Here is a 12,291-nt window from a genome sequence, read left to right as displayed (position 1 = left end):
TCCCTAACGACGGTCTTTCCAAATCTATACGGAATGCCCATTGACAAATCAATATGTTTGCAACGATCATTGCAAAAATTCAAACCGGGAGGATTTCTTGCTCAGGATTGCTGTGCTCGGCTGTGGTCGGATAGGTAGGATGCATGCGGCAAACATCGCCGCGCATCCCCGTGCGGAACTGGCCACCGTCTATGACATCGACGAATCGTCCGCGGAGGCTGTCGCGGCGCGGCACGGCGTTCGCGCTTCGGGATCCGCCGACGAGGTATTTGCCTCGGCAGATGTAGATGCGGTCCTTGTCGCGACGGTGACTGACACGCATGCCGACTACATCGAAAAGGCGGTGGCCGCTGGCAAACCCGTGCTCTGCGAGAAGCCGATCGATCTTAGTCTGGAAAGGGTGAACCGTTGCGCCGAAGCAATTTTGTCCAAGGGCGTGCCGGTCCAGATCGGCTTCAACCGACGTTTCGACCCCGGTCATCGTGCGGCGTGGAACGCCGTACGATCCGGCGAGATCGGCGACCTGCACCAGGTCATCATCACCTCGCGTGATCCTGGCATGCCGCCCCGTTCCTACTACGAGGTCGCGGGCGGGCTTTTTCGCGACATGACGATCCACGATTTCGACCTCGCCCGCTTCATGCTGGGAGAGGAGCCGGAGGAGGTGTTCGCCATAGGAGGCCGGCTGATCGACCCGGCGATGATGGAGGAACTAAACGACTACGACAGCGTCATGGTCGTGATGCGAACCAAAAGCGGCAAGCAGTGCCACATCAACAATTCCCGCACCTCAACCTATGGATACGACCAGCGCGTCGAGCTTCTGGGCAGCACCGGCATGGTGATCAGCGGCAACCGGAAGCCTCATGAGTTGCGCCGTTACTCGGCCGCGCGGGCCGAAGCCACCACGCCCTACCTCGACTTTTTCATCGAGCGATACCGCGAAGCGTTCGATGCCGAGATCGACGCCTTCGTTACCTGCGTCGAGAAGGCCGAGCGGCCGCTGGTCGGTTTCGAGGACGGGCGCCGCGCTCTGGTCTTGGCCGAAGCGGCGATGAAATCGGCGGTCGAAGGCCGCTCCGTGAAGGTCAGCGAGATCGGATAAGCCATGTACGCGAAATACGGATTGTTTATCGATGGTCGTTGGCGACCCGCGTTCGGAAATGCCACCTCCACGGTCCTGAGCCCGGTCACAGAAGAGTCACTTGGGAATGCGCCATCTGCCGCCTTCGTCGATACCGAGGAGGCTCTGGAAAGTGCGGTCCGCGGCTTCGCCGCCTGGAAAGTCAAAAGCGCCTTCGAGCGGGCTGACGCGCTTCACGCCATCGCCGACGAGATGATCCGCCGCAAGGACGAAGCGACGCGGATGATCTCGACCGAGACCGGCAAGCCAATCGCCCAGTCTGAGCGGGAATGGGGACTCTCGATCGACCAGTTCCGCTGGTATGCCGAAGAGGCGCGGCGCATCTATGGTCGAGTCATCGAAAGCCGCGTACCGGGCGGCCGGTTTGAGGTCCTGCGCGAACCGGTCGGGGTTGCGGCAGCGTTCACGGCCTGGAATTTTCCGGCTGCTCTGGTTGCCCGCAAGGTGGCGCCGGCGCTAGCTGCCGGCTGTTCGACTATCATCCGTCCGTCGAGCCAGACTCCCGGCGTGGCGATGGTGATGGTCGACTGCATGCGCGCCGGCAGGCTTCCTGCCGGCACGGTGAACCTCGTCATCGGCCTGACGGACACGACTTATGCGCCCATCATGGCTTCGCCTGCTGTCCGCAAGGTATCGCTGACCGGCTCCACTCGAGTCGGCCAGCAAATGATCCGCGATGCCGCCGACACGGTGAAGAAGGTGTCGATGGAGCTTGGCGGCAACGCGCCGCTGATCGTCTTCGACGATGCAGATCTAGACACTGCGCTCAACCTGTCGGTGCCAACCAAATACGCTAATGCCGGGCAGGTCTGCGTGACGCCTGATCGCTTCTTCGTCCACGAAAGCCTCCACGACTCTTTCGTCGAAGGCTTCGTCGAACGCGCAAGAGCATTGAAGCTGGGCGACGGCCTCGACCCCTCGGTTCAGATGGGACCGCTAATCAGCGACCGCCGGCTTGCGGAGATCGAAGCCATCGTCGACGACGCGGTGGGGGCCGGAGCAAAAGTAGCGACCGGAGCTGGTCGCGCCGCCTCGTTCAATGCGGGCCATTTCTATGAGCCCACCGCTCTCAGTGACGTTACCGACAACATGACGGTCTTTGCCCAAGAGAACTTCGGACCCATCGCGGCGATCGCCAGATTCAGCTCCGACGACGAGGTGCTCGCGCGAGCAAATGCTTCGCCGGTGGGGCTTTCGGCCTATGCGTTCACCCGCAGTCCAGACAGGGCCAGGCGAGTTGTCGCGGAGCTCAAGGCGGGCATGGTGGGCATCAACAGCTTCGCTCTTGCCGCGTCCGAGGCTCCGTTCGGCGGCACGAAATATTCCGGAATGGGTCGCGAAGGCGGCAGCGAAGGTATCGGTGACTACCTCGACACCAAGCTTGCGCAGATCGTGTTCTGAGGAGGCCGCCTTGATCAAGAACGAGCTCAAGCAGATCTGGGCCGAAGGGCGGCCCACGATCAATGGCTGGCTTTCGATCGGCAATCCATTCACCGCCGAGATCATGGCCGCGCAGGGCTATGACAGCGTGAGCATCGATGTCCAGCACGGCGCGCTCGACTATTCGATGCTGCTTCCGATGTTCCAGGCGATGCGTGCATCCAGGGTGGTGCCCATGGCGCGCGTGCCGTGGCTGGAGCCGGGCATCATCATGAAGGTGCTGGATGCCGGCGCCTATGGCGTGATCTGTCCCATGATCAACACGCCGGAACAGGCGGCTCAGCTCGTCAGCTACCTGCGCTATCCGCCGGCCGGCCAGCGCAGTTTTGGGCCGACGCGTGCCAACTTCTCGGCGGGTGCCAACTACGCGGCCGAGGCCAATGACGAGATCCTGGCTTTCGCCATGGTCGAGACCGCCGAGGCAATGCGCAATCTCGATGCGATCGCCGCAACGCCAGGGCTCGACGGCATCTATGTCGGTCCCGCAGACCTGACCTTCAGCCTGCACCAGGGGCGTCTCGCGCCGTCCTTCGATCGCGAGGAGCCTGACATGATCGCCGCTCTGCGGACGATCGTTACGGCCTGCAAGAGGAACGGCAAACGCGCCGCGCTCCATTGCGGCACGGCCGACTACGCCGCACGTGCCGTCGAATGGGGTTTCGAGATGACAACCATCTCGGGTGACTCCCGACTGCTTGCCTCCGCCGCGCAGGCAAGTGTCGCTCGCTTCCGCGAATTGACGGGTGCGAAAGCCGTCCCGGCCGAAGCCGGCAAGGGAGGCTATTGATGCCCCACGTCCTGGTCGCCGGAAAGCTTCATCCGAGCGGCATCGAACTTCTCGATGGGTCGCCCGGCGTCACCTACGACTATGTCGAAGATGTGTCCGAGCCAAGCTATGCACCTCTGATCGGCAAGGCCGATGGTCTCGTCATCCGCACCCAGCCCTTGTCGGCTCCGACCGTCGCACGCGCCGAGAGACTGAAGATCGTCTCGCGCCATGGCGTCGGCTACGACGCCGTGGATCTGCCTTCTCTCAACGAACGTGGTATCGCGCTGGCGATAGTCGGCGACGTGAATTCGGTGTCGGTGGCCGAGCACGCTATGATGCTGTTGCTGGCGGCAACCAAGCGGCTCATCCGCGCGGATCGTTCGGTCCGCGACAACGAATGGGGTTGGCGCAACCGGCTGGAGCCAAACGAACTCGCGGGCAAGCGACTGCTGATCCTCGGGTTCGGCCGGATCGGCCGCCACTTGGCGCGCATGGCGGCGACATTCGGCATGAACGTGCGCGCATATGATCCATTCCTTGCAAGGCAAGGCTGGCCGGAGGGGCCGGTCGCGTCGGTGAGCGACTTGCAAACGGGACTCGCCTGGGCCGATGCGATCTCCGTCAACGTACCCAAGGCCGAGCGCCCGGTGATCGGGCCAATGGAACTCTCGGCGATGAAGCCGACTGCCGTACTCATCAACACTGCGCGGGGCGGCGTGGTCGACGAGGCGGCGCTGATCGCGGCGCTGCGAGAGGGGCGCATCGCCGCAGCCGGTATCGACGTCTTCGACGATGAACCGCCTGCCGCGAACCATCCGCTCTTCGGCTTCGACCAAGTGATTCTGACGCCGCATATAGCCGGGCTCACCGCCGAATGCGGAGAACGCATGGCGATCTCGTCCGTGCGGAACGTGCTCGATTTTTTCGCCGGGCGGATTGACTCGGCGCTGGTGGTAAACGGAGCCGCGTTGAATGGCCGGTGAAAAACCTCAACTCAGAATCGGCCTGATCGGCACCGGCTTCATGGGCAAGACCCATGTGTTCGGCTTTGCTGCCGCACAACGTGTCTTCGATCTTCCCTACGAACTGGTGCTCCACACGGTTGCGGACAGAACCGATGACCTCGCCGCGCAGGCGGCGCAGGCCTTGGGGTTCGCGCGGGCGAGCGGGGACTGGAGGCGTCTGGTCGAGGACTCGGAGATCGATATGATCGATATCACGGCGCCGAACGCCTTCCACAAGGAGATGGCGCTCGCCGCCATTGCCGCCGGCAAGCACGTCTATTGCGAGAAGCCGCTGGCGCCCGTTGCGGCGGATGCCCGACGGATGGCCGAGGCGGCGGAAGCGGCCGGCGTCAGGACGCAGGTCGGGTTCAATTATCTCTGCAACCCGCTGCTCGCGCTGGCGCGGCAGATGATCCGCGCGGGCGAGTTGGGCGAGATCCGCAGCTATCGCGGCATTCACGCCGAGGATTACATGGCGGATGCGGAAAGCCCATTTACCTTCCGGCACGATCCTGTCGGCGGTGGCGCATTGGTGGATCTGGGCAGCCATGCTCTGGCCACGGCGGAGTTTCTGCTTGGCTCGGTGGAACGGGTCCTCGGCGATTCCGTCACCGTCATAGCGAGCCGTCAGGATGGCCGAGGCGGGCGCCGGACCATCGAGGTCGACGACATCGGTCGCGCATTTCTGCGTTTTGCCAATGGTGCATCCGGCAGCATCGAAGCGAGCTGGGTCGCCACCGGCCGCAAGATGCAGCACGATTTCGAGGTCTATGGCACCAAGGGGGCGCTCGTCTTCAGCCAGGAGCGCTTCAACGAGCTGCATTTCTACAGCACGGCCGATCCCGGCGGCCGGCGTGGCTTTCGGCGCATCGAGGCCGGTCCGGATCACGATCCCTATGGATTCTTCTGCGTCGCACCAGGCCATCAGCTCGGCTTCAACGATCTGAAGGCTATCGAGATTGCGCGGTTCGTCGATGCGATCGCCGGGAAGCGAGACGAGTCTTTCGGCTTCCGGGCCGGCCAACGCATCCAGGAACTCGTGGAGGCAATTCAGGGCTCGGCCCGGGAGAGCAAGTGGCTGCGAACAGACTGATGCGAGGGAGAGTTGGTCGCCGCCCCGCATGCGTCTGAAATAAACGTTGCATGTTTGTACATTTTGCAATATAGATTGCAGCCGGAGAGAGGTACGTCGGCTGAGTGCTCAAGTCGACGTCGCACAGGGAGGAGAATGTGTCTGTGCTGGACGTACGAAGCGTCTCGAAAAGCTTTGGTGCTATCCGCGCCTTGTCAGATGTTAGCTTCGCGGTTGCTGCCGGCGAGGTGGTTGGCCTGATGGGCGACAACGGTGCCGGGAAATCGACCATGGTGAAGCTGATTGCGGGGAACTTCCCACCCTCCGACGGCGAAATCGCGGTGGACGGCAAGGTCTGCCATTTCCACAAGCCGATCGAGGCACGGGGCGAAGGGATCGAGGTCGTCTATCAAGATCTGGCCTTGGCCGACAATCTGACGGCCGCCCAAAATGTCTTTCTCGGCCGCGAGATGAAGAAGGGGTTTTGGCCGCTCCGCGTGCTCGACAAGCAGACGATGATCAACCGCTCGGCAAAAGTGTTCGCGGAGCTGAAGTCGGAGACGCGGCCGCGCGATCTGGTCAAAAAAATGTCAGGCGGCCAGCGGCAGGCGGTCGCCATTGCCCGCACCCGGCTATCCAACTCCAAGCTCGTGCTGATGGATGAGCCGACCGCGGCGATTTCCGTCCGCCAGGTAGCCGAGGTGCTGGAGCTGATCCGGCGGCTCAAATCGCAAAATGTGTCGGTAATGCTGATCAGCCACCGCATGCCCGATGTGTTCGCGGTCTGCGACCGCATCATCGTGCTGAGACGCGGCTCGAAAGTGGCCGACAAGGCGACGGAGAAGACATCGCCGGAGGAGATCACCGGCCTAATTACGGGAGCAATCCGTGATGCATAGCCAGAGCGATATGCTGAAGGAAGGCCATGCGTCCATCGGTGATGTGGTCGGCATAATAGAGCAGAGCGTTTTCCAGAAGATGATCGCCAGCCAGGCCTTCTGGGTCGCGATCGCGCTTTTCGTGTTGGTGGTCTTCATGACGTGGCTGGAGCCCAGCTTCGGCACGGTCGACAACGTTACCAACACCACCCGCAATTTTGCACCTATCGCCATCATGGGGCTGGGCATGACGGTGGTGCTGATCACCGGCGGCATCGATCTGTCGGTCGGCTCGGTGATGGGGCTGGTCGCGATCGTCGCCGGCCTGCTGCTCACTTGGCACCAGCCTTGGTATGTGGCGTTTGGCGCGGGTCTGCTCGCAGGCATCGCCTGCGGAGCCTTTAACGGTTTCTTCGTGGCCTATATCGGCATGCCGTCCTTCGTGGTGACGCTAGGCATGCTGTCGATCGCGCGCTCGCTGGCGGTCGTGCTGTCCGGCAACCAGATGCTTTACCAGTTCGGACCCGATGCGCCGATCGTCAAGGCCATCGGCCAGGCCAAATGGCCGAGGCACACGCCTGACGGCTGGGTGCCTCATTGGATCCCGGAACTGTCCTCGCAGTTCTGGGTGATGGTGATCCTCGCGCTCATCGTCGGCTCCGTCTTCATTTTCACCGCCTGGGCGCGCCACCTCTTCGCGATCGGCGGCAACGAGAACGCCTCGCGGATGACCGGCGTCCCCGTCGACTGGATCAAATTCCAGGCCTATGTCTTCTGCGCATTTACCGCATCGATCGCGTCCCTGCTGCTGCTCGGCTACAGCGGCTCGGCCATCAACGCGATGGGAACCGGCTACGAGTTGAGGGTGATCGCCGGCACCGTCATCGGGGGGGCCAGCCTGATGGGCGGCTACGGAACCGCGTTTGGCGCTGTGATCGGTTCGGCCTTCCTCGAGGTCATCCGCAACGCGCTGCTGATGGCCGGGATCGATTCGAACTGGCAGGGCGCCTTTGTCGGGGCCTTCATCATTCTTGCCGTGCTTCTCGGCATGCAGACCTCGGGCAAGTCGCTGCGGGCGACGCTGGAGGGTATGTTTACCTGGAAGCGCAAATAGAATCCGGCGGCCGCAAGCCGTCGGGGATAGTGGACGTCAAAACAAAGTGGAGGAACAGGTGAAAAAATACATTCTGACGGCGGCCGTGGCGTTTTCCGCGCTGATGGCAGGGCAGGCCTATGCCCAGCAGAAATACGTCTTCGCCCTTGTGCCGAAGAACATGAACAATCCTTTCTTCGACCAGGCTCGTGACGGCTGCAAGAAGGCCGAAGCCGAATCCAGCGGCGCGATCGAATGCATGTATATCGGCCCCGGCGAGCATGGCGGCGGCGAGGAGCAGGTGCAGATCGTGCAGGACCTGGTGGCCAAGAAGGTCGACGGCATCGCCGTCGCCCCGTCGAACGCCGCGGCAATGGCCGTCGCGCTTCAGGCCGCCAGGGAAGCGGGCATTCCCGTGCTTACCTGGGACTCGGATGTGCTACCGGAGAACAAGGACCTGCGTGTCGCCTATATCGGCACGCACAATTACGAAATTGGCGTCAACCTCGCCAAGATCGTGCAGACCATCAAGCCGAAAGGCGGTACCATCTGTATCCAGTCGGGCGGAGCTGCCGCGGCCAACCACAATGAGCGCATGAAGGGTATACGCGATACGCTGGCCGGCAAGGAGTCGGCTGCCTCGCCAGGTGATGCCCTGACCGGCCAGAACGGCTGGACGGAAGCACCGGGCTGCCCTCTCTATACCAACGACGACTTCCCTCTGTCGGTTCAGCAGTTCCAGGACTTCATGGCGAAGACGCCAAACCTCGACGCCTTCGTGCCGACAGGCGGCTTTCCGCAATTCATACCGGATGCCAATCGCGCTGCGGTCGAGCCGTACAAGGATAAGATCGCCAAGAAGGAGCTGGCTCTGGTCGTCGCCGACACGCTGCCGGTGCAGATGGACCAGATGAAGGAAGGCCTGTCGCTCGGCCAGGTCGGACAGCGGCCGTTCGAAATGGGCTACAAGACCATGCTGGCGCTGAAGGACATCAAGGACGGCAAGCCCGCGCCGGCCGACCCGACCTACACCGGTCTCGACGTCTGCACCCCCGAAACCGCCGACACCTGCATCGGAAAGTAGGCGGGGGGCGCAACTCTGCGGCGGGCGAGGGATGACTCTTGCCCGCCTTTGCCCCTGAGAGGCGACAACAGACCCATCGAGCGACTGGCTCAAATCGACCGCTGCCGTCAGGCCTCAGAGACGCTCCGCTGGCCACGGCGTGACCATTTTTAGACGAGTGCCGGGAGTGATCCCATTCGGGAGGAGCAATTGAGAAAGATACGATATGCCGTGGTGGGCGCGGGCTGGATCACACAGGAAGCCTTTATGCCCGGTGTGTCCCAGACCGGAAACTCGACAATCACGGCGATCGTCAGCGGCTCGGCCAAAAACGCCGCTAAGCTCGCCGAATTCTACGGCGTGGAACACGTCTTCAGCTATGAGCAGTACGACCAGATGCTCGCATCGGACGTCGCCGATGCAGTTTACGTGGCATTGCCGAACTCCATGCATGCCGACTATGCGATCCGAGCCCTGAGAGCCGGCAAGCACGCGCTCGTTGAGAAGCCGCTGGCCACGACCGAGGCGGAATGCGAGGCGATGATCGCCGCCGCCAATGAGAGCGGAGCGTACCTGATGACGGCGTATCGGCTGCACAACGAGCCCGGCACTGTCGAGGTGCTGGAGCGCATCCGCAGCGGTGAGATCGGCGATCCCCGCATCTTTGCCGCGGTCTTCTCCTTCGTAGCGTCGTCCGACAATCACCGCCTCAAGGCCGCCTATTGGGGCGGTCCCTTGCAGGACATCGGCGTCTATTGCCTGAATGCCGCGCGCCATATCTTTGCCACTGAGCCGATCGAGGCAGTCGCGGTAAGGAGTTTCGGCAGCGCCTCAGTCGGGGAGGTAGAGGAAAGCATTGCCGTGACGTTGCGCTTCCCCGAGGGCCGGCTTGCACAGTTCATTGCCAGCTTCGGCGCGGACAATTCGGATTTTTACCACGTGGCCGGAACGAAGGGGAGCGTAACAGCCGACCCTGGCTTCCGTTTCGAGACTGCCGTGCAAATGAAGCTTCGGCATGGCGACATCAGAACCGAAACGACGTTCCCGCAGACAGACCATTTCGCCGGACAGACCGCGTATTTCTCCGACTGCATCCTGAATGCACAACCGCCTGAAGCCGACGGTGGAGAAGGATTTGCCGACGTGCGCGCCCTGCTTGCCATTGAGCGCGCCGCCAGCACCGGTCAGCCTCAGAAGATAGACACGCCGGCACGGCAGGTTCATCCTACTGCGGATATGATCCGCATCTTGCCTACAACGGACCAGCGGCTGCTTCTCTGACGCGCTTTCGCCCGCGGAGCCGGCCAGGATTCATTGCGAGAAGCGTCTCACGAAACGGCATCGCGTACCGCGTTGTACCGTGCAACCGTTCATGCGGAGGCAGTCACGATCTTGTTTCCGAACGTGCTCGACGGGCTGCGCTGGGTGAAATTCATCCAGGCGGCCGCCGACTCGCACGAGGCCGGAAAAGCCCGGACAACCGGCTGGCTTGACTGAACGCATTGGAATAATACGGAGGTCAACTTGAGTATACGCGTTGGAATTATCGGCGTAGGGGTAATGGGTGCGGATCACGCGCGGATGCTCGCATCACCTCAAGCCCGGCTTGCCGCCCGACGGGAGCATTCCGCGCCCATCATCGCTGCCCTGAAACCATGGTTCGAAAAGCAGCTATCGATGATCTCCTCCGGCTCTGGCCTGGCCGAAGACATCCGGCATGGGCTCGGCCACTGGCAAGGCCTGACCCGCTTCCTGGACGATGGCCGCCTGGAACTCGACACCAACCCGGTCGAAAACGCGATCAGGCCAGTATGCCTGACCAGAAAAAAATGCCCTGTTTGCAGGTCACGAAGTCGGGGCCGAAAATTGGGCGCTGCTCGCCTCCATCGCCACCTGCAGGCTAAACGACGTCAACCCGGTCGCCTACCTCGCCGAAACCCTCGACGCCATCATCAAACGGCCATCCGCAGACCCAGATCGAGGAACTCATGCCCTGGCGATTCCGAAAAACGTCAAGCCCAAATCCACAGGCGATCCGCGAGGCGCTCACCCTAAGCTTTATCATTGACGGTCTGACTTGACGTCTGGCCCGAGGGCGGCGTTCGCTACTATTCCGAAACTTAAGGTTTCGCCCTACCGCGTAGTTGGGGTCGGCTGTCTTAAGAGGGCCGCTGCCCAAGGTGCCTACTTCTTAACGCATTGGCGGACTGGTGCGGCCGAGCAAACTTCGCCCACGCCGCAGTCCAGGTCGCGTGAACAAGGTTCCGGCATTTGCGGTGGCTCCAGCGTGACGAAGGGCGTCCTCGGCTCTTCCCCCGGTCTCGCCGTTCTCGGGAGGAAGGCGCCGGGATCACCGAGCGACTTCACATATCGATAGAATGACCGAATGTCGCTCTCCGGCATGACGCGAACGTTGTACCAAGGCATCGGGTGATGTCCGGGTTTTGCCCAAAGGGACATAGGGGCATCAAATCAGGCGGTTGCTTTCCGCAATTTGACGCGCCCGCCGCACCGTGCCGTCGGTGTCGGCGGACTTTCGTCTTGTCGCTTCGTCGCTTCTGATCGTCAGCCGCTTCGACAGGATTTTTCCAGTTTCGACGATTGGCTTGACCGGTATGGCCGGAGCGTCCGGAGTTTTCATGTACCTCATGCTTATTATCCTTTTAGGCAAAAATGAAAGAGAGCGCGGAGCGGCTGTCCGCCCCGGCACCTTGCACGGCGATAAAATTACGGTCGCACGATCCAGGCCAGCAACGCCGGATTAAAATCGGAGTTGCCGGTATAGTCGCGGATCAAAAGCGCGGCGTATGCCTGCCACTGATCCTCGGGGATCTGCTTTTCAATGACCGATGTTCTGAACGCGTCACGCAGGATATTGCAGTCAAAAGTCGAAATCACATCGGCCGATTGATCGTTGTCCATAATGCGGCTCCCATCGAGGGGGCGGGAGTACGATGGACGCTCTCAAGCGCCGGTGCCCATTGTTCTGTGGCCGGCGACAACGGACTGTACGCCCCGCACAGGTGCTTAGCGAATCATTCCGGCGAATTTGCTCGCCGGTGTGCTAGCTCAGCGGCCGGCCTGTTCCCGCCGCTTGGCGTCTTCATCGTTCAGCCGGCCGACCATCTCGTCCGCTTCGCCGGCATTGATGCCGACCATGATCTTGTGATCGGACTCGGCGGGCTGGCCGGTGAAAACGTCGAAAACGGTCCAGCTGTCCGGGCGGTCCATGCGAAACGCGTAGCGGTTTGCCATAGTCGCGTCCTATTCATTTTTGCCGGCACCAATTTGTGTCGATCGGTTCAGGCCTGCACAATGACAAAGACTGCCGCCAGGCCAACGACTGTCCACAGCACCACGCACACCTTCAAAGCCAGGCCCCCGTGCCGTGAGATGCCCTCCCGCATGCGGGGTACCCCGTTCTTCATTCTCCTGCCCGGCGTGGCCGCAACGCCGACCGGCGGCTTGACCCCAAGTCTGCCGAATACCGGAAGCAGCGTCGGCTCACGCACGGGCTTCTCCGGACGCCAAGGTCTCAGTATCCCATGCTGCCGCCGCCACCGCCGCCGCCACCACCAACTGCCGGTGCGGCATCCCGAGCCGGAATGTCGGTGATCATCGCTTCGGCGGTGATCAGAAGGGCGGCGATCGAGCCGGCGTCCTGCAGCGCGGTGCGCACCACCTTTGCCGGGTCGACGATGCCGGCCTTGATCATGTCGACATACACCTCGTTCTGGGCATCGAAGCCCTGATTGTGATCCTTGCCCTCGGCGAGCTTGCCGACGACGATCGAACCTTCGACGCCGGAATTCTCGGCGATCTGCCGGA

Annotated in this window: 13 protein-coding genes and 1 pseudogene; 10 read left to right on the top strand and 4 right to left on the bottom strand. The window is 62.1% G+C overall.

Annotated elements, in window-relative coordinates; genetic code table 11:
• Positions 1-97 precede the first annotated feature (97 nt).
• The 10 genes and pseudogenes from iolG to NKJ81_RS19870 all read left to right on the top strand — a co-directional run.
• Positions 98-1,105 carry an inositol 2-dehydrogenase gene (gene iolG / locus NKJ81_RS19915; RefSeq protein WP_352541471.1) on the top strand — a complete coding sequence of 336 codons (1,008 nt, stop codon included), beginning with the start codon at positions 98-100 and terminating at the stop codon, positions 1,103-1,105.
• Positions 1,106-1,108: 3 nt separating this feature from the next.
• On the top strand, positions 1,109-2,545 hold the full coding sequence (locus tag NKJ81_RS19910; RefSeq protein ID WP_352541470.1) for an NAD-dependent succinate-semialdehyde dehydrogenase: 1,437 nt from the start codon (positions 1,109-1,111) through the stop codon (positions 2,543-2,545).
• A 10-nt stretch (positions 2,546-2,555) separates the two neighbouring features.
• Positions 2,556-3,371, top strand: a complete 816-nt coding sequence (locus NKJ81_RS19905) for an HpcH/HpaI aldolase family protein (RefSeq protein WP_352541469.1) — start codon at positions 2,556-2,558, stop codon at positions 3,369-3,371.
• Positions 3,371-4,336: a hydroxyacid dehydrogenase gene (locus NKJ81_RS19900; RefSeq protein WP_352541468.1), complete on the top strand. Its 966-nt coding sequence runs from the start codon at positions 3,371-3,373 to the stop codon at positions 4,334-4,336. Before NKJ81_RS19905 ends, NKJ81_RS19900 begins: the two co-directional genes overlap by 1 nt.
• Entirely contained in the window at positions 4,326-5,450 is a 1,125-nt protein-coding gene (locus NKJ81_RS19895; protein WP_352541467.1) for a Gfo/Idh/MocA family protein, read from the top strand. Before NKJ81_RS19900 ends, NKJ81_RS19895 begins: the two co-directional genes overlap by 11 nt.
• Positions 5,451-5,587: 137 nt before the next feature.
• Positions 5,588-6,328: an ATP-binding cassette domain-containing protein gene (locus NKJ81_RS19890; RefSeq protein ID WP_352541466.1), complete on the top strand. Its 741-nt coding sequence runs from the start codon at positions 5,588-5,590 to the stop codon at positions 6,326-6,328.
• Entirely contained in the window at positions 6,321-7,421 is a 1,101-nt protein-coding gene (locus NKJ81_RS19885) for an ABC transporter permease (protein WP_156937342.1), read from the top strand. The genes NKJ81_RS19890 and NKJ81_RS19885 overlap by 8 nt, the downstream gene beginning before the upstream one ends.
• Before the next feature lie 58 nt (positions 7,422-7,479).
• Positions 7,480-8,484 carry a substrate-binding domain-containing protein gene (locus NKJ81_RS19880; RefSeq protein WP_352541465.1) on the top strand — a complete coding sequence of 335 codons (1,005 nt, stop codon included), beginning with the start codon at positions 7,480-7,482 and terminating at the stop codon, positions 8,482-8,484.
• 210 nt (positions 8,485-8,694) lie between these two features.
• The gene (locus NKJ81_RS19875) at positions 8,695-9,744 is read left to right on the top strand and encodes a Gfo/Idh/MocA family protein (RefSeq protein ID WP_352541464.1); all 1,050 of its coding nucleotides are present in this window, start codon (positions 8,695-8,697) and stop codon (positions 9,742-9,744) included.
• Positions 9,745-10,056: 312 nt separating this feature from the next.
• A pseudogene (locus tag NKJ81_RS19870) lies at positions 10,057-10,544 on the top strand (IS66 family transposase); the annotation flags it as partial.
• 386 nt (positions 10,545-10,930) lie between these two features.
• Here the strand turns inward: NKJ81_RS19870 and NKJ81_RS19865 are convergent.
• From NKJ81_RS19865 to NKJ81_RS19850, 4 genes are all read right to left on the bottom strand, one after another.
• Complete coding sequence (locus NKJ81_RS19865; protein WP_352541463.1) at positions 10,931-11,113, bottom strand: hypothetical protein; 183 nt, start codon at positions 11,111-11,113, stop codon at positions 10,931-10,933.
• Positions 11,114-11,190: 77 nt separating this feature from the next.
• Entirely contained in the window at positions 11,191-11,385 is a 195-nt protein-coding gene (locus NKJ81_RS19860) for a hypothetical protein (protein WP_352541462.1), read from the bottom strand.
• 147 nt (positions 11,386-11,532) lie between these two features.
• Positions 11,533-11,718, bottom strand: coding sequence for a hypothetical protein (locus NKJ81_RS19855; protein WP_352541461.1), 186 nt, complete (start codon positions 11,716-11,718; stop codon positions 11,533-11,535).
• A gap of 280 nt (positions 11,719-11,998) precedes the next feature.
• Positions 11,999-12,291, bottom strand: a 293-nt coding sequence (locus NKJ81_RS19850; protein WP_352541460.1) for a TCP-1/cpn60 chaperonin family protein, incomplete at its 5' end; no start/stop codon positions are given.

The sequence above is a fragment of the Mesorhizobium sp. M0018 genome (assembly GCF_040323955.1).
Classification (GTDB): Bacteria; Pseudomonadota; Alphaproteobacteria; order Rhizobiales; family Rhizobiaceae; genus Mesorhizobium.
The sequence above is the reverse complement of the archived record's forward strand: the minus strand, read 5'-3'. Positions and strand labels throughout refer to the sequence as shown.